This window comes from Streptomyces sp. NPDC060205 (assembly GCF_042728395.1).
Taxonomy (GTDB): Bacteria; Actinomycetota; Actinomycetes; order Streptomycetales; family Streptomycetaceae; genus Streptomyces.
In genome coordinates, this window is sequence record NZ_JBHWZP010000027.1 from 21,324 (window position 1) to 42,229 (window position 20,906).

Consider the following 20,906-nt stretch of genomic DNA (forward strand, 5'->3'; position numbering starts at 1 on the left):
AACGGCTCCTTCCGGACGGCGTCGGCGACTCGATCGGTACCGTCGGCGACGCCCCGGGGCGGGTGCCCGGGAAGTCCGATTCGGCTCCCGTACAGGGGAGTTGATCAAGCACGGCGAGCCCTCGCGCGGCCTCCCCGGCGCCGGTCCCCGTATCGCGAAGTGGATCGCCCAGTTCGGCGACCAGCACTTTCACGCTGGAACCGCGAGAAACCCGTCCCACGGGCGCGTGACCGGCCATCACGCCCACCGGGAGTCTCGGTCGGCCGCTGCAGTCAACGCGCATAGCTTCCACCGAACCCGGAGTCGTTCACAGGTCACACGACACGCGTTTTTCGTCAAGGCACTCTCAAGACTCAAAAGATGAGCGCAAGTTGCACACATCCCCTCTACATACTGGTGTTCATGGTCTAGATTGACCGTGCTTCAGCTGTTCGGACACATGGCGACAAATAATGATCAAAAGGTTTGGCGCCACAGACAGGCAATAGTCGCGTCCCAGACCCCCGACGCGGCAGTGATCCACTCCCGGAGCCCGGGAGGAGCCATCGAGTGCGGGGAGCACCCGAGGTTCCGACGGGATTCCGCGCACCTTGAGAGTCCGGCACGACCTTCGAGTCCGCCGTAGCCGAGGTGTGTCGACCAAGCACCACCCGTACAGCGGAATCGTCATGCGCGGGAGGCGGGGGCCTCCCGGAAACAGGGAACGGCGCGGCACGGGGGGCGGGGCCTCCCGGGGGGAGGACCGGTGCGGGAGGCGGGGGCCTCCCGGGGGGAGGGGCGGTGTCGTACGAACACGTCGAACCACTGGGGACCTGGGGGGTTCTGTGCAGCGGGGGGATCTAGTCAACCCTTTTCCGTCGGCACGCGGGCGACTGGCGAACCAGACCATCAGCCGGCCCGCGAGCGACTGGGAACAGCGCTACCGCCGTACCGTGATCATCACCGACACGGTGGCGACCGCCGTCGTGGTGGCCGGGATCGGCAATTTCTTCGGGGCCCGGGACGCGGCCAACTGGCATGAGAAATGGGTGATTCTCGCCTTCGGCACCGAACTGCTGGTGCTCGGCGCGCTCACCGTCAACCGCTCGTGGGCGCCGGCCGTGCTCGGCCAGGGAGCCGAGGAATTCCGCCGGCTCGGGCGCTCGCTGTTCACGGCGGCCGTCGTCCTGGCGCTCGGCGGAATCGCCCTGACCTCACGCAACATCAAACTCTGGATCTTCGTCGCGATCCCCGCGATCGCGATCGTCACCATGGTCGCGCGCTATCTGCTGCGGCTCAGGCTGCACAAACAGCGCAAGGAAGGACAGTGCCTGAGACCGGTGCTGGCCGCCGGGAGCCCGGAGACCGTGCGCGACCTGATCACCCGCGCCCGCAAGTTCCCGCACCTCGGCTGGCGGGTGGACGGGGTGTGCACGACGGACGGCCTCGGGCCCGACGGCGACGAGGTGGACGGAGTGCCGGTCGTCGGCCGGCTCGCCGACGTCGCCAACCACGTACGCCGTGACGGCTACCGGGTCGTCGCGGTCACACCGGACCCGCACTGGTCACCGGACCGGCTGCAGCGGCTGGCCTGGAACCTCGAAGGCAGCGAGGCCGAGATGGTCGTGGCCCCCGTGCTGATGGAGGTGGCCGGCCCCCGGCTGCACGTCGACGCCGTGCTCGGGATCCCGCTGCTGCGGGTCAGCATGCCGGCCTTCACCGGGGGCCGCCGGGCGGTCAAGGGCATCGTCGACCGGCTGGGCGCGGCGTTCCTGCTGCTGCTGTTCGCGCCGCTGATGCTGCTCGTCGGACTGCTCGTGGTGACGGAGAGCCGGGGCGGGGCCTTCTACCGCCAGCGAAGAGTCGGCAAGGACGGCCGCGAGTTCACCATCTACAAGTTCCGCACGATGGTCGCCGGGGCCGACCGGGCCCGTACCGAGCTGGCCGACCGCAACGAAGGCGCCGGCCTGCTGTTCAAGCTCCGCCGGGATCCACGGGTGACCCGGCTCGGAGCGGTGCTGCGCCGGTACTCGATCGACGAACTGCCGCAACTGGTCAACGTACTCACCGGATCGATGTCGCTCGTCGGCCCGAGACCCCCGCTGCCGGAGGAGTCCGCGGCGTACGGCCCGGACATCCGGCGGCGGCTGCTGGTGAAACCCGGACTCACCGGGCTGTGGCAGATCAGCGGGCGCAGCGACCTGCCGTGGGAGGAGGCGGTCCGCCTCGATCTGCGGTACGTGGAGGACTGGTCGCTCGCCCTGGACACGGTGATCTTGTGGAAGACGCTACGCGCGGTGCTCTACGGCCACGGGGCGTACTGATGCGCGGGGGACTGCGGCGACAGAAGCCGGCAGGCGCACGGACCGCAGGCCGGGAGGGCCTGCCTGGGGGGAGAAAAGGATCATGAAGGTCAGCGTTTTCGGGCTCGGCTACGTGGGCTGCGTATCAGCCGCGTGCCTGGCCAGCATGGGGCACGAGGTCATCGGGGTGGACGTCAACCAGGTCAAGGTCGACCTGGTCAACGACGGCAAGGCCCCGGTGGTGGAGGAACGTATCGGCGAACTCATCGCCGACGTCGTACGGACCGGTGCCCTGAGAGCCACGGACGACGTCCGCGAGGCGATCATGGGCAGCGAGATCTCGCTCGTCTGCGTGGGCACCCCCTCGGAGGCCAACGGCAGCCTGTGCACCACCTACCTGGAGCGGGTCACCGAGGAGATCGGCGCCGCGCTCGCCGAACGCGGCGGGCGGCACACCGTCGTGTTCCGCAGCACCATGCTGCCGGGCACCTGCCTGAACCTGCTCCTGCCGATCCTGGAGAAGTACGTCGGCGGCACGGCCGGGGTGGACGTCGGAGTCGCGGTCAACCCGGAGTTCCTGCGCGAGGGCACCAGCGTGCGGGACTTCTTCGACCCGCCCAAGACCGTCATCGGCGAACTCGACCGGGCGAGCGGCGACGCGGTGCGGGCCCTGTACGACGGACTGCCCGGCGAGGTGTTCCGGGTGCCGGTCCCGACGGCCGAGGCGATCAAGTACGCCGACAACGCCTTCCACGGCCTCAAGATCGGTTTCGCGAACGAACTGGGCGCCGTCTGCCAGGCGCTCGGGGTGGACTCGCACCAGGTCATCGACGTCTTCCTGGCCGACCGCAAGCTGAACATCAGCCCCGCCTATCTGCGCCCCGGCTTCGCCTTCGGCGGCTCCTGCCTGCCCAAGGACCTGCGCAGCCTGGTCCACGCGGCACAGCGGGCCGACGTCTCCGTGCCCATCCTGTCCCACGTGCTGCCCTCCAACTCCGCCCATCTGCAACGCGCGGTGGAGATGGTCGAGCGCACCGGAAAACGCCGCGCCGGACTGTTCGGGCTGTCCTTCAAACCCGGCACCGACGACCTCCGCGAGAGCCCCCTCGTCGAACTGGCGGAACGTCTCTTCGGCAAGGGCTACGACCTGAAGATCTACGACGCCAACGTCAGCCTCTCCAGGCTGCTCGGCGCGAACCGCGAATACATCGAAACCCGGCTGCCGCACCTCGCGCACCTCCTCGCGGACTCCGTCGAAGAGGTGCTCGACCACGCCGAGGTCTGCCTGGTCGGCACCAGGGATCCGGCCGTCCTGTCGGCACTGCCCCATGGCGAGGGCCCCGTGCTCATCGATCTCATCCACCTTCCCGACGCCGAGGCGCGCCGAACCGAACCGGGGTACATGGGCCTTGCTTGGTAACACATCGTCCGACGACACGACCGGCACCGACCGGACCGGCCGGCGCGCGCTGATCCTCGTGGAGAACCTGTCGGTGCCCTTCGACCGGCGGGTCTGGCAGGAGTGCACGACACTGCGCGACGCGGGCTGGGAGGTCCACGTCATCTGCCCGCGGGGAACCAAACGGGACACCGAGCCGCAGGCGGTGATCGACGGGGTGCGGATCCACCGCTACCCGCTGCGCGCCGCCACCGGCGGACCGGCCGGCTATCTGCGGGAGTACGGAGCGGCGCTGTGGCACACGCTCCGGCTGGCCCGCAAGGTCGGCCCGGTCGACGTCGTCCACGCCTGCAACCCGCCCGACCTGCTGTTCCTGCCCGCGCTGTGGATGAAGCGGCGCGGCGCACGGTTCGTCTTCGACCAGCACGACCTGGTGCCCGAGCTGTACCTCTCCCGGTTCGACCGCGGCGAGGACCTGCTCTACCGCGGTGTGTGCGCGCTGGAACGGATGACCTACCGGGCCGCGGACATCGTGCTCGCCACGAACGAGAGCTACCGCGACGTCGCGGTCAGCCGGGGCGGGCAGCGGCCCGAAGACGTCTTCGTGGTGCGCAGCGCGCCCCAGACCGACCGCTTCCAGCCGGTACCGCCCGAGCCGGAACTCAAGCGCGGCAAGCCCCATCTGCTGTGCTACCTCGGCGTCATGGGCCCCCAGGACGGCGTCGACTACGCCCTGCGGGCCCTCGCGAAACTCCGCGACGACCTCGGCCGGACCGACTGGCACGCGGTGTTCGTCGGCTCCGGCGACGCCTTCGACGCCATGGTGGAACTGTCCCGCACGCTCGGGCTCACCGATCAGGTGCAGTTCACCGGCCGCATCCCGGACGCCGACCTGGTGCGCTACCTGTCCACCGCGGACGTGTGCCTGTCACCCGACCCGCGCAACCCGCTCAACGACGTGTCGACCATGAACAAGGTCCTGGAGTACATGGCCATGGGCCGGCCCATCGTCTCCTTCGACCTCCGCGAGGCACGCGTCTCCGCCGGCGACGCCGCCGTCTACGCGCCCGCCAACGACGAGGCCGAATTCGCGAAGCTCGTCGCGCTGCTGCTGGACGACCCGGCGAAGCGGGCCGAGATGGGGAAGACCGGCCAGGAACGGATCAGCGGACAGCTCTCCTGGCGGAACTCGCAGGCGGCACTGCTCGCCGCCTACACCGCAGCCTGCCGCGACCGCGCTCCGGCGCCGGCCGGCGGCCCCACCCGCACAGGGAGGAGGCCGCTCCGTTGAGCGACGACACGATACGCCTGGTCACGATCGGGCGGATTCTCCGCCGGCGCCGGCGGCTCCTCGCCCTCCTCGTCGTGGTGGGCGCGCTCGTCGGCTACGGCACCTCGGTGCTGTTCCCGCCGAAGTACACGGCCGTGGCGTCGGTGCTGCTGCCGGGGCAGTGGGAGGAGCGCGAACTGCTCACCCAGGCGGAGATCGCGACCAGTTCGGTCGTGATCGACCGCGTGGCCGCCACGCTCCACTGGCAGGGCGTCAGCGGCAGCGACCTGCGCAAGGAGGTGAGCGCCGCCGCCGCCAACGGCAACATCATCAAGATCTCGGGCACGGCCGACTCCCCGGAGCGCGCCCAGCGGCTCGCCGACCGGTCGGCCCAGCAGTTCGTCGCCTTCGCCGCGCGCGTCGCGGGCGACGGCACCGACTCCGACGCGGCCACGGGTCCCGAAGCCCTGCGCCAGCAGGTGGAGGAGACCAACCGCCGGATCACCGACCTGTCCAAGGCCGCCGATCCGGGACAGACCGTGGAGAGCGTGCAGGCCCGCACCGCGCTCGCGAACCTGCGCACAGCGCTGGAAGAGGCCATGCAGAAACTGGACGAGGCCGACCCGGCGACCAGCAAGGCCGGCATGGTGGTCATGGGACCGGCGGCCCGCCCGACCGGCGAGGCACCACCGACCCGGATGCAACTCGTCGTCGGCGGGGCGCTGCTGGCGTTCCTGCTCACCGTCGTCGCCCATCTCGCCGCCGCCCGGATGAACCGCAGGCTGCGCACCGAACCGGAGATCGCCGCGGCACTGGGCTCGACCCTGCTCGGCACCGTCGACGTACCCGAGGAACGGCCCGCACCAGGGCAGCGGGAGCGCGGCCGGGCGGCCCGGATCCGCCGGCTGCTCGGCACCGACACCCGGTGGGACGTCCCGGACCCGCAGAGTTACGGCGACGAGGCCGGCCGGCGGATCCGCTACCGGCGGGTGTGCGTGCGCCTGCGCAACCAGCTGCCGGCCCCCCGGCGGCTCCTCGTCGTCGTACCGGACGGCGACGGGACCGCCCGCCGCGCCGCCGATCAGCTCGTCGCCGAGGCCAAGAGCGATCCGGTGCTGCGGGTCGTGGACGTCGCGGTGTCCCACCCGATGGTCCCCGACCGCGACACCGAGTCCGGCGTCCTGGTCGTGCTCAGCGCGGGCAGCTGGACCGCGGCGGAGCTCACCGCCGTGGCCGAGGCCTGCGCGGACGCCCGGCACGAGGTCGTCGGCATCGTCGTCGCCGGCACGGTCCGGGCCCGGCCGACGGGTTCGGCGGACCGGCCCGCGGACAGCAGCCCGCTGGCACTCGCGGTTCCCGGCACCACCACGGGAGGTCCGGCATGACGACGAGTACGACCGCGGAGCCGTCGGCCGCCACCCCGCTGCTCGATCTGCACGCGCTGGTCGTGGCGGTGCGCAGGCGCCGCCGCCTCTGGGGCTCCGTGGCACTCCTGGGGCTGCTGCTCGGCGCGGCCGTGGCCGTCCTGCTGCCGCCACCGCCGAGCGCCACGGCCAAGGTGCTTGTCGTGCACCAGGACGACCAGCCCAACGACACCGGCACGCTGATCCGTACCGACGTCGCCCTGCTGGGCACCACCCGGATCGCCGACAAGGCCCTCCAGGCCCTCAAGTCCCCGGAGAAACCCGAGGACTTCATGAAGGACTACCGGGGCACCGGCCTGACCAACAACCTGCTGCAGATCGATGTGACGGGCAGGACCGACGAGGAGGCGGTGGCCCGCGCGAAGGCACTGGCCGAGGCCTTCGTCGCGGACCATGTGCGCAGGATGCGGGAGGCCGCGCAGGCCGAGGCCAAGGCCCTGCTCGACCAGCGCGACCGTATGCGGGACGAACTCACCGAGGTCAACAACGCCATCGGCGACCGTTCACCGGAGAGCGACCCCCAGGCGTCGGCGGGCCTTGAGTCCCTCTTCGCCCGCCGCGCCCTGCTCAACTCGCGGATCGCCGACTTCGACCAGCGCGCCGCGGACGCGCGCACCGGCACACCCAAGGTCATCGCCGGCACCCAGATCGTGGACGCCCCCCGCGCCGTCGAGCAGTCCCTGCCCCGATCGGCCGCCACCAACGCGGTGATCGGACTCGTCCTCGGGCTCGTCCTCGGCCTCGGCCTCGCCGCGGTCGGCACGGTGGTGGCGGACCGGCCCGTACTGCGCAAGGAGATCGCGGCGAACCTGGGCGCCTCGGTCGTCGCGGAACTGCGCGCCGTACCCCGCTGGTCGCCCGGCCTGTGGCGGCCCCGCCGGACCCGCGCCGCCCGCGAACGGCTCACCGCGACCCTGGCCCGCGCCGTACGGGCCTCCGCGGAACCCGTGTCGCTGCTGGAACTGGGCTGTGCGCGCAGCACGAGCGTGATCGCCCTGAACGTCGCCCGAGCACTGGCGGCGGAAGGCCCGGTCGTCGTCATCGACGGCCTGCCCGGACGGGAACTCGCCAACAGCCGCCAGGAGCCCGGCGGTCCCACCGTCGTCCGGGGCGAGGACGCGGCGGCCGTGCCGAAACAGGCACGCCGGCTCGGCGTCGGCTCCGTCGCGCCCGGCACCGCGTGGACCGATCTGCAGTACCTCGGCGGGCAGACCGTGCTCGTCGTGCGCGCCGGACACGGCAGCGCCGCCTGGCTGCACACCGTGGCACGGCAACTCGCCGACCAGCGCATCCCGGTGATCGGCGTGGTGCTGATCGACCCCGATCCGCGCGACCGCACCGACGGCACGCTGTGGGACGGGCTGCACACCGCGCTGCGCGGCGCCCACGAGCGGCCCGCCCGGCAGGCCGGAACCGGCCAGCCGCGGACCGAACGGCCCTCCATGACGGCCGCACGCGTCCCGTACAGCGACCAGGAGGCCAGGTAGATCATGTGTGGCATCGCAGGCACGTACCTGTGGCCGGACGGCAAGGCCGTGACCGACCGGCTCACCGATGTCCTCGCCCACCGCGGCCCCGACGGCGCGGGCCGCTGGAGCCACCGCGCCGGTGACGGCGAAGTGCACCTCGGGCACCGCAGGCTGGCCATCATCGACCTGTCCGAGACCGGCGCCCAGCCGATGGTCCGTGACGGCCTCTCCCTCACGTACAACGGCGAGCTGTACAACGCGCCCCAGCTGCGTACCGAGTTGGAGTCCGCCGGGGTGCGGTTCCGCGGCACCTCCGACACCGAGGTGCTCCTTGAGGCCTGGCGGCGCTGGGGCACCGACTGCCTGCCCCGGCTGCGCGGCATGTTCGCGTTCGCCGTCTTCGACGAGCGGACCGGCGAACTGGTCCTCGCCCGCGACCAGCTCGGCATCAAGCCGCTGTTCCTGCTCCGGCGCGGCAAGGGCCTGATGTTCGCCTCCGAACTCAAGGCGCTCGCCGCCGTGACCGGCGGAACGCTGGAGGTGGACCACGCGGCCCTGGTGGCCTCGCTCCTCTACTACTGGGTGCCGGACTCGCGCTGCGCGTTCAGCGAGGCGGAGAAACTGCCGCCGGGCAGCTGGCTGCGGTGCCGGCCCGACGGCCGGATCGAGCGCGGCCGGTACTGGAACCTCAAGGACGTCGCCGCCGAGGGCCAGGAGCGCGCCCGCAGCGGCGAACTCCCGGACCTGGCCGCCGTCGTCGAGGAGTCGACCCGGCAGCACCTGCTCTCCGACGTGCCCGTGGCGACCTTCCTCTCCGGCGGTCTCGACTCCAGCTATCTGACCGCGCTGGCGGCCCGCGACCGGCCCGGGATCTCCGCCTACACGATCGGATTCCGCGCCGAGGACGCCAAGTTCGAGGCGATGCCGGACGACCTGCGCTACGCCCGGCAGGTCGCCGGGCAGTTCGGCGTCGACCTGCACGAGATCGAGATCGCCCCGGACGTGCTCGACCTGCTGCCGCGGATGACCCACCACCTGGACGAGCCGATCGGCGACCCCGCCGCGATCAACACCTTCCTGATCTGCTCGGCCGCCCGGGAGGCCGGGGTCAAGGTGATGCTCTCGGGGATGGGCGCGGACGAACTGTTCGCCGGCTACCGCAAGCACCTCGCCAACCTGCTCGCGCTGCGCTACCAGCGCATCCCGCGGCCCCTGCGGCGCGGCGTGTCCGCGACGGTGGACCGCCTGCCGGTCGCCACCTCCCGCCGCGGCTTGCGGTCGGTGCGCTTCGCGAAGCGGTTCCTGTCCTTCGCCGACCTGCCGGAGGAGACCGCGTTCCGGCGCAGCTACACCATGTACGACCAGGACGAACTGCTCGCGCTGGTCGATCCGGACCTGGCCGGGACGGTCGACGACGTACTGACCGAGCACGCGGACGTCTACGAGGACAACGAACTCGACGACTTCGTCAACCGCATGTGCCTGGGCGACGCCCGGATGTTCCTGCCGGGCCTCAACCTCGCCTACACCGACCGCTCCAGCATGGCCGCCTCCACCGAGGTGCGGGTGCCGTACGTGGACGTCGAGGTGGTCAGGGCAGCGTTCGCCTTCCCCGGGAATCGCAAGATCGCCGGACGGCAGAGCAAGGCGGTCCTCAAGGAGGCGGCCACCTCGGTCCTGCCCCGGGAGATCGTCTACCGGCCCAAGGGCCTGTTCAGCGCCCCGCTACGGGCCTGGATGAGCCGGGATCTGGCACCGCTGGTGCGCGAGGTGGTGAATGACGGTGTGCTCGTCAACTCCGGGATCCTGCGCCGCGACGCGCTGGCCCGCATGGTCGCCGAGGACGCCGCGGGACAGCGGGACTTCTCCAAGCACCTGTGGCATGTCCTGACCCTGGAGTACTGGTACCGCGACGCGACCTCCGGCTCCGACCGGAGCCAGGCGGCATGACGGTACGAGGACCTGACGGTACGAGGACCTGACAGCACGACGGTTCGACGGCACGACCGCACGACGGCTTGACGGCGTAGGAATCAAGAGGAGCTCGGGTGAAACAGGTTGTGCAGAACTACAAGAGCGGCGAACTGGCGCTGCTCGACGTGCCCGTGCCGGGGTGCAAGCCCGGCGGGGTGCTGGTCCGCAGCGCCTTCTCGCTGATCTCCACCGGCACCGAGCTCATGAAGGTGTCCGAGGCCGGTATGTCGATGGTGGGCAAGGCCCGCTCCCGGCCGGACCAGGTGGCCAAGGTCATGCAGAGCGTGGCCACCAACGGCGTGCCCGCCACCTACCGCAAGGTGATGGGCAAGCTCGACTCGTACACCCCGCTCGGCTACTCGCTGTGCGGGGTGGTCGAGCAGGTCGGCCCCGGCATCGACGATGTGAAGGTCGGGGACCTGGTGGCCTGCGCGGGCAACGAGCACGCGCTGCACGCCGAGCTGAACTGGGTGCCGAAGAACCTCTACACCCCGGTACCGGACGGTCTCGCGCCCCGGCACGCGGCCTTCGGCACGGTCGGGTCGATCGCCATGCAGGGCGTCCGGCAGGGCGAGCCGCAGCTCGGCGAGGTGGCCCTGGTCATCGGCCTCGGCCTGATCGGGCAGCTCGTCGCCCAGCTCCTGACCGCCTCGGGCGTACGCGTCGTCGGGGCCGACCCCGACCCGGCGCGCTGCGCACTCGCCGAACGCCTGGGCGCCGCGGCCTGCGGCGACCCCGGGTCCGCGGCCGTGGAGGCGGCCGTCGCCGAACTCACCGACGGCCACGGCGTGGACCAGGTGTATCTGGCGGCGGGCGGCGGCAGCAACCAGCCCGTCGAACTGGCCGCCCGGCTCTGCCGCGACCGCGGCCGGGTCGTCGACATCGGCAAGTGTCGCCTCGACCTGCCCTGGAACGCGTACTACGAGAAGGAACTCGACGTCCGCTTCTCCCGCAGCTACGGCCCCGGGCGCTACGACCCGTCGTACGAGCTGGAGGGACGGGACTACCCGATCGGCTATGTGCGCTGGACCGAGCGCCGCAACCTGGCGTGCTTCCTCGACCTCGCCGCCCGGGGCCGCGTCGACGTGGAGCCCCTGATCTCGCACGTCGCCGACTTCGACGACGCCGTCGAGACGTACCAGCGCCTCAAGGACGGCGCGTTGAAGGCCGTCGCCGTGCTGTTCCGCTACCCCGGCCCTACCGAGGACCCGGCCGAGGCCTCCGCGCAGACGCCCGCGCCCTCGGTGACCGTGCCCGAGGTACGACGGGGTGGGAAACCGTCCGCCCCGGCCCGGTCCGCCCACGCGCCGGTGCGGGTGGCGTTCGCCGGCGCCGGGAACTACGCGACGTCGATGCTGCTGCCGCACCTGGCCCAGCGCGACGGCGTCGAGCTGTCCACGGTCGTCACCACGACGGCCCTGTCCGCGGCCAACGCCAAGCGGAAGTTCGGGTTCAAGGAGGCGAGCACCGACCTCGACGCCGTGCTCGACGACAAGTCCGTCGACGCGGTGTTCGTCGTCACCCGGCACAGCTCGCACGCCGAACTGACCCGCCGGGCGCTCCTCGCCGGCAAGGCGGTGTTCGTGGAGAAGCCCCTCGCGCTCTCCGAGGACGAGCTGGCCGGGGTGCTCGCGGCGGTGGAGGAGTCCGGCAACGACCGGCTCCAGGTCGGCTTCAACCGCCGCTTCGCCCCGCTGCTCCAGGAGGCCAAGGCGAAGTTCGGCGTCCGGACCGGCCCGGCGAACCTGCGCTACCTGGTCAACGCGGGCCGCCTGCAGCACGGCAGCTGGTACCTCCAACAGGGCACCGAGGGCTCCCGGTTCGCCGGTGAGGGCGGCCACTTCATCGACACGGCGAGCTGGCTCCTCGACGCGGACCCGGTCTCGGTGTACGCCACCGCCGCACCCGGCAACGAGGACCTGAACGTGCTGCTGCGCTACCCCGACGGCTCGACCGCCACCATCAGTTACGTCACCACGGGCGCCGCCGGTTTCCCCAAGGAGACCCTGGACCTCGTCGCCGACGGCAAGGTGCTGCGGCTCGACGACTTCGTCCGGGCCTCGGTGTACGACCGTAAGCGGTGGGTCAGTTCACGGCTGCCCAAGGCCCGGGACAAGGGCCAGAACGCCGAGCTGGCCGCGTTCGTCAAGGCCGTGCGGACCGGCGGGCCCATGCCGGTGCCGCTGGAGTCGCTGGTCGCCACCACGGCGGCCACCCTCGCCGTACCGTCCGGCCTGGCCGGCGGCGCGCCGGTGACGCTGACGAGGGCGCGATGAGCGTGAGCACCACCGCGGGCTGGTACCTGCGGCGGCTGTCCCGGATGGGACCGCTGGAGGTCGCCGGCCGGGCGGGCGACACCGTACGCAGACGGCGGTGGCGGGCGGCACAGCCCGACGCGCCCAGCGTGACCGGCGCCCGGTTCACCGCCGCACTGCCCGCCGGGACGGTCGCCGCGATACCCCCGGACGCCGCGAAACGCCTCGTCGCCGAGGCGGACCGGCTGATGGACGGCCACGCCGAGTTCTTCGGCGTGGTCCGCGACGACCTGGCCGACCCGGACTGGTGGTACGACCCGAAGACCGGACGCCGGGCACCCGGGGGCTACGCCTTCGACGTGCCGTACCGCAGCGAGGACGCGGCCGGGGACATCAAGCAGATCTGGGAGCCGTCCCGGCACCAGTACCTCACCGTGCTCGCCGCCGCCTACGCCATCACCGGGAACGAGCGGTACGCCGAACGCGTGGCCGCACATCTGCGGTCGTGGTGGACCGTCAACCCGCCGCTGCAGGGCGTGCACTGGATCAGCGGTATCGAGCTGGGGATCCGGCTGCTGTCCTGGGTGTGGATCCGCCGGCTCCTGGACGGCTGGCCGGGCGCAGCCCCTCTCTTCGAGGACAACCCGGTGGCGCGCGACCAGATCTGGCACCACCAGCGCTGGCTCGCCGCCTTCCCCAGCCGGGGCTCGTCGGCGAACAACCACATCGTCGCCGAGGCCGCCGGACAGTTCGCCGCCGCCTGCGCGTTCGACTGGTTCCCCTCCTCCGGCCGGTGGCGGACCGACGCGCTGCGCTCCCTCGACCGGCACCTGCGCGCCAACACCTTCCTCTCCGGCCTCAACCGCGAGCTGGCCAGCGAATACCACGGACTCGTCCTCGAACTCGGCCTGGCCGCGCTGGCCGAGGCGGACGCCGCCGACGTAACCGTCCCCGAGACGGTCCGTCTGGTGCTGCTGCGGATGACCGACGCGCTCGCCGCCGTCGTGGACGACCGGCTGCGGCCACCGCGCCAGGGGGACGCGGACGACGGACACGGCCTGGTCGTGGACGGCACGGGCACCGACCGCTGGGCCTCGCTCCTTGCCACCGGCGACGCCGTGTTCGGGCGGCTCGACTGGTGGCCGGAGGTGACCGGCACCGACGTACGCACCCCGCTGCTGGCCGCGCTCATCCGCCCGTACGCGAAGGCGCGTCCGAACGCGGAGAACGAGCCGTCCCCGCACGACGGGACCGCGACGGCGGTGACCCGTCCGGCGACCCGTCCGGCCCACTTCGCCGACGCGGGGCTCACCGTGCTGCGGGGCCCGGGCGGGATCTGGTGCCGCTGCGACGGCGGTCCGCACGGCTTCCTGTCCATCGCCGCGCACGCCCACGCGGACGCGCTGTCGGTGGAGGTCCGGCACGACGGGGTCGACGTCCTCGCCGACCCGGGGACCTTCTGCTACCACGGGCAGCCCGAGTGGCGGCGGTACTTCCGGTCCACCCTCGGCCACAACACCCTGGAACTGGACGGCACCGACCAGTCCGTGTCCGGCGGCCCGTTCCTGTGGACCCGGCACGCCCGCACCCGCGTCCTCGACACCTCCGTGCCGTCCGGCGGGGGGACGGCCCGCTGGTGCGCCGAACACGACGGCTACCAGGGCTCGGTGCACCGCCGCCGGGTGGAACTGACCGACGCGACAGCCGAGGTACGCGTGGTCGACGAGGTACGGGGCCCGCGCCGGGCCGCACGCCTCGCCTTCCACCTCGGGCCGGCGATCACCGCGGACCTGACGGGGAGCCGGGCCGTACTCACCTGGACGCGCGACGGCGAGGAGCGCTCCGCCGTCCTCGAACTGCCCGGAGAGCTGAACTGGCGGGCGCACCGCGGCGAGAGCGACCCGCCGCTCGGCTGGTACTCGGCCGGCTTCGGGCGCAAGGAGCCCGCCACCACGCTCGTCGGCACCGGCTTCGCCGACAGCGCGCGGCAGTTCACGACCGTACTCAGGTTCCGCGACTAGGAAGGGGGAGGAAGCGTGCGATCCAAGTGGCGGAGGCGGGCGTTGCCGGCGGCGGCGCTGGCCGTGCTGGCGACCGGCTGCGTGAGCACGTCGGACGCCCCGTCGGAGCCGACCGCCGCGCCGTCCACGTCCGGCGCCCGGTCCGTGGCGGGCGTGTGCGCCAAGCCCGCGCCCGGACCGGCGAAGGCACCGGCGGGCGCGGTGACGGTCGACCCCGCGAAGACCGGCGACCTGGCCGCCAAGACCAAGAACAGCCCCGCGAACACCACGTTCTGGCTGAAGCCGGGCACGCACCGGCTCGAAGCGGACCGTTACGCGCAGGTCATCCCCAAGAAGGGCGACCGCTACCTCGGTGCGCCGGGCGCGGTCCTCGACGGCCGCAGGACCAACCAGTACGCGTTCGGCGGCACCGCCCGTGACGTCACCATCAGCCATCTGACCGTGCAGAACTTCGTCGCCCCGCACGACGAGGGCGTGGTCAACCACGACTCGGCCGACGGCTGGGTGATCGAGCACGCCACGATCCAGCGCAACTCCGGCGCCGGGCTGATGGCCGGAGCCCGCCAAGAGGTCCGCGCCAGCTGTCTGCGCGCCAACGGCCAGTACGGCATGAACGCCTACAAATCCGGTGATCCCCTCAAGGATCTGGTGGTCGAGGGCAACGAGATCACGGGCAACAACACCGGCGACTGGGAGCGGCGGCGCGAGGGCTGCGGCTGCACCGGAGGCATCAAGTTCTGGGCCGTCGACGGCGCCGACATCCGCGGCAACTGGGTCCACGACAACCGCGGCGCCGGACTGTGGGCGGACACCAACAACAACGACTTCCGTATCGAGAACAACGTCCTTGAGGACAACGACGGTGCCGCGCTGATGTACGAGACCAGCTACAACGCGGTCATCCGCAAGAACACGATCCGGCGGAACAACTGGGTCGAGGGCCGCACGTACGCCGAGCGCGGCGACAGCTTCCCCTTCGCGACCGTCTACCTGTCCGAGTCCGGCGGCGAACCCCGGGTCCCCGCCCGCACCGACAAGATCGAGATCTACGGGAACGTGCTGGAGGACAACTGGTCCGGCATCACCCTGTGGGAGAACGCCGACCGGTTCTGCAACAGCCCCGCCAACACCTCCTCCGGCGACTGCACCCTGCTGATGCGGGACACCGACCGCTGCGTGCGGCCCGCGATCGCCAGAGCACCGCTCTACGGGGACTGCCGGTGGAAGACCCAGCGCGTGGACATCCACGACAACCGCTTCACGCTGGACAAGTCCGTCCTCAAGTGCACCGCCAAGTGCGACCGCATGGCGGTGCTGTCCAACTACGGCACCTACCCCAAGTGGTCGCCGTACAAGGGCGAGAAGGTGGCCGAGGCGATCACCCGCAAGCAGCACAACCGCTGGCACGACAACGTGTACGTCGGACCCTGGCAGTTCGTCGCCCACGACCCCAGCCAGGTGCTCGACTTCGGCCAGTGGCAGAGCACGCCCTACCAGCAGGACACCGGCAGTACCCTCGACCCGCAGGCCGGTGACTGAGATGACCGAGGACCTGCGCAGCGGCACACCGAAACTCGTCGGCGTCATCTGGGGACTGCTGATCCTCAACACGCTGGGCTCCGCCGGGGCGAAGACCATCGTCCCGCTGCCGCGCTCGCTCATCCAGCTGGTCACCATGGGCGCGCTGGTCGCCGCGTTCACGCTGGCGCTCGCGCTCAACCTCCGGCTGCGCATCCGGGCCAGCGCCTTCGTGCTCCTGCTCACCCTGCTGCTGGTGCCCAGCCTGATCTCCAGCCTGCAACTGGAGTCCGGACTCGGCGCGTTGTTCCGCTGCACCCGGCTGGCGCTCTTCGTCGCCACGCTGTGGCTGCTCAGCCGCTGGTGGAACGGCGACCTGACCTTCGTACGGCACCACATCCGGATGTACTTCGCGGTCCTCGGGTCGGTCGCCGCCGGACTGGTCGTCTCCCCGGGCGCGGCCCTGCCCGAGCTGTACGGCGGACGGCTGGTCGGCGCCCTGTGGCCGCTCACCCCGCCGCAGATCGGCCAGTACGCGGCGGTCATCATCGGGCTCACCGTGCTGCTCGTCCTGGGCCGCCGGGCCGACCGGACCAGCGCCACGGTCGTCATCGTGCCCTCCCTCGTCCTGCTCGCGCTGACCCACACCCGCACGGCCACCATCGGCATGCTCATCGGTCTTGTGCTGGCGATCGGCTCGCTCGTGCTGACCAGCGCCGCCGCCCGCCGCTTCTTCACCTGGGCGGTGCTCGTCGCCGTGGTGGCCGCGGTGGGGTTCGCCTCCGCGCTGCGGACCTGGTTCCTGCGCGGACAGAGCCAGGAGAACCTCACCAGCCTCACCGGCCGGGCCAAGGTCTGGGACGCCCTGCTGGCGGAGCCCCGCACGACCGGGGAGAAGCTGTTCGGGATGGGCCTGGGCGACAAGTCGTTCGGCGGCCTGCCGATCGACAACAGCTGGCTGGCCGTCTACCACGAGCAGGGCTGGATCGGCGTCACCCTCGTCGCGGCCGTCTTCGCCGTGCTGGGCGGGGTCGCGCTGCTGCGCCCGCCGTCGCTGCCGAGGGCCTGCGCGATCTTCCTGATCAGCTACTGCGCGATCGCCTCGTACACCGAGGCGGGCCTCGGCGACGCCTCGCCGTATCTGCTCCATCTGGCGCTGGCCGCCTCGCTGCTGGCGATACCCGCGCCGCCCGCGCCCCCGTTGAAGCCAGTGGTTCCCAGACGACATGTCCCGCGCTGGGCCAAGGAGGGGAGGTGACCTCGACCATGCGTGTCCTCGTGGTGCACAACCGCTACAACTCGGCGCAGCCGAGCGGGGAGAACAACGTCGTGGACCAGGAGGCGGAGCTGCTGCGCGCGGCCGGCCACCGGGTCGGGGTGTTCGAGCGGCGCAGCGACGACATCGCCGGCCGGTCCCTGCTGGGCAAGGCCGCGCTGCCGCTCCTGGTGCCGTGGAACCCGGCGGTCCGCTCGGAGCTGGCCGACCGGCTCCGTACCGAGCGGCCGGACGTGGTGCACATCCACAACGTCTTCCCGCTCCTGTCGCCCGCGGTGCTCGCCGCCTGCGCCGACGCGGGCGTGCCCGCCGTGGCCACGCTGCACAACTACACCCAGGTCTGCCCGCCCGGCACGCTCCAGCGGGACGGCAGGCCGTGCACCGAGTGCGTCGGCGCGTCGCCGCTGCCCGCCGTCCGGCACGGCTGCTACCGCGGCTCCCGCCTCGCGACCGTGCCGCTCGCGGTCAGCCTGTCCGTCAACCGGCGGCGGTGGTGGTCCGGCGTGGAGCGGTTCTTCTGCATCTCCGCCGCGCAGCGCGACGTCCTGGTGCGGTCCGGCATGCCCGCCGAACGCCTCGCGGTGAAGCACAACTTCGTCCCCGAACCGGACGTCCGCCGCACGGGCGCGGGCGAGCACGTGCTCTACCTCGGCCGCCTCGCGGAGGCCAAGGGCGTCCGGCTGCTGATGGCCGCGTGGGACGAGCTCGCGGCGGACGGCGGGGTGGGCGTACCGCTGATGATCGCCGGCACGGGACCGCTGGAGGCCGAGGTGACCGCCTGGGCGGCGGACCGGGACGACGTGCGCTACGTCGGCCTGTACGACCCCGCCCAGTGCCGGCAGGCCATCGCGCGGTCGGTCGCCGTGGTGGCCCCCTCGACCTGGCTGGAAGCCTTCGGCCTGGTCGTCGTGGAGGCCATGGCGGCCGGGGTCCCGACCGTGGCCGCCGCCCACGGCGCCTTCGTCGAACTCGTCGAGGACGGGGTGAGCGGGCTGCTGCACCGGCCGGGCGAGCCCGCCTCGCTCGCCTCCTGCCTGCGCCGGATCACGGCCGGTCAGGAGCGCAACCAAGAAATGGGCCGGGCGGCCCGAAGCCGGTACGAGCAGGGCTTCAGCCCGGCCGTCGGCCTCGAACGCCTGGTGGAGGGGTACCGCTCCGCGATCGCGGGCCGGTCGGGCGGCGGGGACGGCCCGCCGCCGCTACGTGAGGGAAACACTGGCTCGCGCCGGGGGCACCTGCGCGAGCGGGATGGGGGCAGTAGATGACACGATGCCGACTCTGCGGCTCGGCGGCGCTCGAAAGCGTCGTCGACCTGGGAGCGACCCCGCCGTGCGAGAGCTTCCTCGCCGCGGAACAACTGGACGAAGCCGAACCGGCGTACCCGCTGCACCTGCGGGTGTGCACCGACTGCTGGCTCGCGCAGATCCCTCCGCTGATCACCCCGGAGGACACGTTCAAGGAGTACGCGTACTTCTCCTCCTTCTCGACCTCCTGGGTGGAGCACGCGCGGACCTTCGTCGCCGACGCCGTGGAGCGCGTGGGCCTCGGCCCCGACGCGTTCGTGGTCGAGGTCGCGAGCAACGACGGCTATCTGCTCAAGCACGTGGTGGACCGGGGGATCCGCTGCCTGGGCATCGAGCCGTCGGTGAACGTCGGCGCCGCCGCACGGGACGCGGGCGTGCCCACGCTCACGGAGTTCCTGTCCCCGCAGACCGGCGCCGCCGTCCGCGCCGAGCACGGTCCGGCGAACCTGGTCGTCGCCAACAACGTGTACGCGCACATCCCCGACGTGGTCGGCTTCACCCAGGGGCTGCGCGCCCTGGTCGCCGACGACGGCTGGGTCTCCATCGAGGTGCAGCACCTGCTGACCCTCATCGAGGACAACCAGTACGACACGATCTACCACGAGCACTTCCAGTACTACACGGTCGCGTCCGCGATCCGGGCCCTGGCGAGCGGCGGACTCACGCTCGTGGACGTCGAGTTGCTGCCCACGCACGGCGGCTCCATCCGGCTCCATGCCCGCCCCGCCGAAGTGGCGGGCGAGCCGTCCCAGCGGGTGGCCGACGTCCTGGCCAGGGAGAAGGCCGCCGGGCTCCAGGAGCTGTCCGGCTACACCGAGTTCTCAGCCCGGGTCGCCAAGGTCCGCCGGGACCTGTTGAAGTTCCTCATCGAGGCGGCCGAGCGCGGCGAGACCGTCGTCGGCTACGGCGCCCCCGGCAAGGGCAACACCCTGCTCAACCACTGCGGCATCCGGCCCGACCTGCTCGCGTACACCGTCGACCGCAACCCGTACAAACACGGCAGGTTCACCCCGGGCACCCGCATCCCGATCCTGGCGCCCGAGCAGATCGCCGCCGACAAGCCGGACTACGTGCTCGTCCTGCCGTGGAACCTGCGCACCGAGCTGGTCGAGCAGCTGTCCTTCGTGCACGAGTGGGGCGGCCGGCTGGTCTTCCCCATACCGGAACTCAGCATCGTCATACCGGAACTCAACGCCGTCGAGGACGCGTCGTGAAGGAGATTGCAGCATGAAGGTCGTTCTGTTCTGCGGCGGTTACGGACTGCGCATGCGCAACGGAGCCTCCGACGACACGCCCAAGCCGATGGCCATGGTCGGCCCCCGGCCGCTGATCTGGCACGTCATGCGCTACTACGCGTACTTCGGGCACACCGAGTTCATCCTGTGCCTCGGCTACGGGGCCCACCACATCAAGGACTTCTTCCTCAACTACGAGGAGACGACGTCCAACGACTTCGTCCTGCGCGGCGGGCGCACCGAGCTGCTGTCCACCGACATAGCCGACTGGACGATCACGTTCGCGCAGACCGGCATCGAGTCACCGATCGGGGAGCGGCTGCGCCGGGTACGGCACCACCTCGACGGCGACGAGATGTTCCTCGCCAACTACGCCGACGTGCTCACCGACGCACCCCTGCCCCAGATGATCGACCAGTTCGCCCGCCGCGACGCGGGCGCGTCGATGATGGTGGTGCCGCCGCAGTCCTCGTTCCACTGCGTCGACCTCGGCGAGGACGGCCTGGTGGGAGGCATCACCGCGGTCAGCGACATGCCGCTGTGGGAGAACGGCGGCTACTTCGTGCTCCGCCAGGAGATCTTCGACCACATCCCGGAGGGCGGCGACCTCGTCGCCGACGGCTGCGGCCAACTGGCCAAGCAGGGACGGCTGGTGGCGCACCAGCACCGCGGCTTCTGGAAGCCGACCGACACCGTCAAGGAGAAGGCCGCCCTCGACGAGGCCTACGCCCGGGGCGACCGCCCCTGGGCCGTGTGGGAGCGGGACGGCGCACGGGCGGGCACCAGAGTGGGCAGCGCGTGATCGGGCTCGGATCCGGACGCCTGGACCGGATCGTCGCGGTCGGCGCGCACTGCGACGACATCGCCATCGGCGCCGGCGGCACCCTGCTGACGATGTGCCTCGCCCGGCCGGGCCTGCGCGTCGACGCCCTGGTGCTCACCGGCGGCGGCAGCGAACGCGAACAGGAGGAGCAGGCCGCGCTCGAAGCCTTCTGCCCCGGCGCCGACCTGCGGCTGACCGTGCTCAAACTGGCCGACGGGCGGCTGCCCGCGCAGTGGGAGGAGGCCAAGGCCGCCGTCGAGGAACTGCGCGCGCGCACGGATCCGGACCTGGTCCTCGCCCCGCGCACCGACGACGCGCACCAGGACCACCGCGGCCTGGCGCGACTGCTGCCCACCGCGTTCCGCGACCACCTCGTACTCGGCTACGAGATCGTCAAATGGGACGGCGACCTCGGCCGGATGGCGGCGTACCAGCCGCTGACGCCCGACACCGCCGAACGGAAGGTGCGGCTGCTGCAGGAGCACTACCCCTCGCAGCGGCACCGGCCCTGGTACGACCGGGAGGCGTTCCTCGGCCTCGCCCGCATCCGCGGCATCGAATGCCACGCCCGCTACGCCGAGGCGTTCGCCGTCCACAAACTCACGCTCGACCTGGGCACTTTTGGCCCGGGCACTTCACCACTGGGGGAATGAACC

Annotated in this window: 14 protein-coding genes; all 14 read left to right on the top strand. The window is 71.7% G+C overall.

Translation table 11 applies throughout. From position 1 onward, the window contains the following. Nucleotides 1–824: 824 nt before the first annotated feature. The 14 genes from ACFWGJ_RS07335 to ACFWGJ_RS07400 all read left to right on the top strand — a co-directional run bounded on the left by ACFWGJ_RS07335 (nucleotide 825) and on the right by ACFWGJ_RS07400 (nucleotide 20,903). The gene (locus ACFWGJ_RS07335; protein WP_387321590.1) at nucleotides 825–2,303 is read left to right on the top strand and encodes a sugar transferase; all 1,479 of its coding nucleotides are present in this window, start codon (nucleotides 825–827) and stop codon (nucleotides 2,301–2,303) included. An 82-nt stretch (nucleotides 2,304–2,385) separates the two neighbouring features. Next, complete coding sequence (locus ACFWGJ_RS07340) at nucleotides 2,386–3,702, top strand: nucleotide sugar dehydrogenase (protein ID WP_387321591.1); 1,317 nt, start codon at nucleotides 2,386–2,388, stop codon at nucleotides 3,700–3,702. Next, entirely contained in the window at nucleotides 3,692–4,972 is a 1,281-nt protein-coding gene (locus ACFWGJ_RS07345; RefSeq protein ID WP_387321592.1) for a glycosyltransferase family 4 protein, read from the top strand. Before ACFWGJ_RS07340 ends, ACFWGJ_RS07345 begins: the two co-directional genes overlap by 11 nt. Further along, a complete protein-coding gene (locus ACFWGJ_RS07350; RefSeq protein WP_387321593.1) occupies nucleotides 4,969–6,336 on the top strand; it encodes a Wzz/FepE/Etk N-terminal domain-containing protein in 1,368 nt (455 codons plus the stop codon). The genes ACFWGJ_RS07345 and ACFWGJ_RS07350 overlap by 4 nt, the downstream gene beginning before the upstream one ends. Continuing rightward, entirely contained in the window at nucleotides 6,333–7,862 is a 1,530-nt protein-coding gene (locus tag ACFWGJ_RS07355; RefSeq protein ID WP_387321594.1) for a Wzz/FepE/Etk N-terminal domain-containing protein, read from the top strand. Before ACFWGJ_RS07350 ends, ACFWGJ_RS07355 begins: the two co-directional genes overlap by 4 nt. A 3-nt stretch (nucleotides 7,863–7,865) precedes the next feature. Then, nucleotides 7,866–9,794 carry an asparagine synthase (glutamine-hydrolyzing) gene (asnB, locus tag ACFWGJ_RS07360; protein ID WP_387321595.1) on the top strand — a complete coding sequence of 643 codons (1,929 nt, stop codon included), beginning with the start codon at nucleotides 7,866–7,868 and terminating at the stop codon, nucleotides 9,792–9,794. A 98-nt stretch (nucleotides 9,795–9,892) separates the two neighbouring features. Next, nucleotides 9,893–12,094 (top strand): bi-domain-containing oxidoreductase, encoded by a 2,202-nt coding sequence (locus tag ACFWGJ_RS07365; RefSeq protein ID WP_387321596.1) that lies wholly within the window; start codon nucleotides 9,893–9,895, stop codon nucleotides 12,092–12,094. Further along, nucleotides 12,091–14,094 carry an alginate lyase family protein gene (locus ACFWGJ_RS07370; protein WP_387321597.1) on the top strand — a complete coding sequence of 668 codons (2,004 nt, stop codon included), beginning with the start codon at nucleotides 12,091–12,093 and terminating at the stop codon, nucleotides 14,092–14,094. The genes ACFWGJ_RS07365 and ACFWGJ_RS07370 overlap by 4 nt, the downstream gene beginning before the upstream one ends. A gap of 15 nt (nucleotides 14,095–14,109) precedes the next feature. After that, on the top strand, nucleotides 14,110–15,633 hold the full coding sequence (locus tag ACFWGJ_RS07375; RefSeq protein WP_387321598.1) for a right-handed parallel beta-helix repeat-containing protein: 1,524 nt from the start codon (nucleotides 14,110–14,112) through the stop codon (nucleotides 15,631–15,633). Nucleotide 15,634: 1 nt separating this feature from the next. After that, on the top strand, nucleotides 15,635–16,870 hold the full coding sequence (locus ACFWGJ_RS07380; RefSeq protein ID WP_387321611.1) for an O-antigen ligase domain-containing protein: 1,236 nt from the start codon (nucleotides 15,635–15,637) through the stop codon (nucleotides 16,868–16,870). A gap of 8 nt (nucleotides 16,871–16,878) precedes the next feature. Continuing rightward, a complete protein-coding gene (locus ACFWGJ_RS07385) occupies nucleotides 16,879–18,153 on the top strand; it encodes a glycosyltransferase (RefSeq protein WP_387321612.1) in 1,275 nt (424 codons plus the stop codon). Then, nucleotides 18,150–19,406, top strand: a complete 1,257-nt coding sequence (locus ACFWGJ_RS07390; protein ID WP_387321599.1) for a class I SAM-dependent methyltransferase — start codon at nucleotides 18,150–18,152, stop codon at nucleotides 19,404–19,406. Before ACFWGJ_RS07385 ends, ACFWGJ_RS07390 begins: the two co-directional genes overlap by 4 nt. 13 nt (nucleotides 19,407–19,419) lie before the next feature. Then, on the top strand, nucleotides 19,420–20,229 hold the full coding sequence (locus ACFWGJ_RS07395) for a glucose-1-phosphate cytidylyltransferase (protein ID WP_366786668.1): 810 nt from the start codon (nucleotides 19,420–19,422) through the stop codon (nucleotides 20,227–20,229). After that, nucleotides 20,226–20,903 carry a PIG-L deacetylase family protein gene (locus ACFWGJ_RS07400; RefSeq protein WP_387321600.1) on the top strand — a complete coding sequence of 226 codons (678 nt, stop codon included), beginning with the start codon at nucleotides 20,226–20,228 and terminating at the stop codon, nucleotides 20,901–20,903. Before ACFWGJ_RS07395 ends, ACFWGJ_RS07400 begins: the two co-directional genes overlap by 4 nt. Nucleotides 20,904–20,906 lie beyond the last annotated feature (3 nt).

Excerpts from the sequence above, each read along its gene's own strand:
- ACFWGJ_RS07385 (WP_387321612.1), top strand. The coding sequence starts at position 16,879 with ATGCGTGTCCTCGTGGTGCACAACCGCTACAACTCGGCGCAGCCGAGC.
- ACFWGJ_RS07355 (WP_387321594.1), top strand. The coding sequence starts at position 6,333 with ATGACGACGAGTACGACCGCGGAGCCGTCGGCCGCCACCCCGCTGCTC.
- ACFWGJ_RS07380 (WP_387321611.1), top strand. The coding sequence starts at position 15,635 with ATGACCGAGGACCTGCGCAGCGGCACACCGAAACTCGTCGGCGTCATC.
- ACFWGJ_RS07390 (WP_387321599.1), top strand. The coding sequence starts at position 18,150 with ATGACACGATGCCGACTCTGCGGCTCGGCGGCGCTCGAAAGCGTCGTC.
- ACFWGJ_RS07370 (WP_387321597.1), top strand. The coding sequence starts at position 12,091 with ATGAGCGTGAGCACCACCGCGGGCTGGTACCTGCGGCGGCTGTCCCGG.
- ACFWGJ_RS07340 (WP_387321591.1), top strand. The coding sequence starts at position 2,386 with ATGAAGGTCAGCGTTTTCGGGCTCGGCTACGTGGGCTGCGTATCAGCC.
- ACFWGJ_RS07395 (WP_366786668.1), top strand. The coding sequence starts at position 19,420 with ATGAAGGTCGTTCTGTTCTGCGGCGGTTACGGACTGCGCATGCGCAAC.
- asnB (WP_387321595.1), top strand. The coding sequence starts at position 7,866 with ATGTGTGGCATCGCAGGCACGTACCTGTGGCCGGACGGCAAGGCCGTG.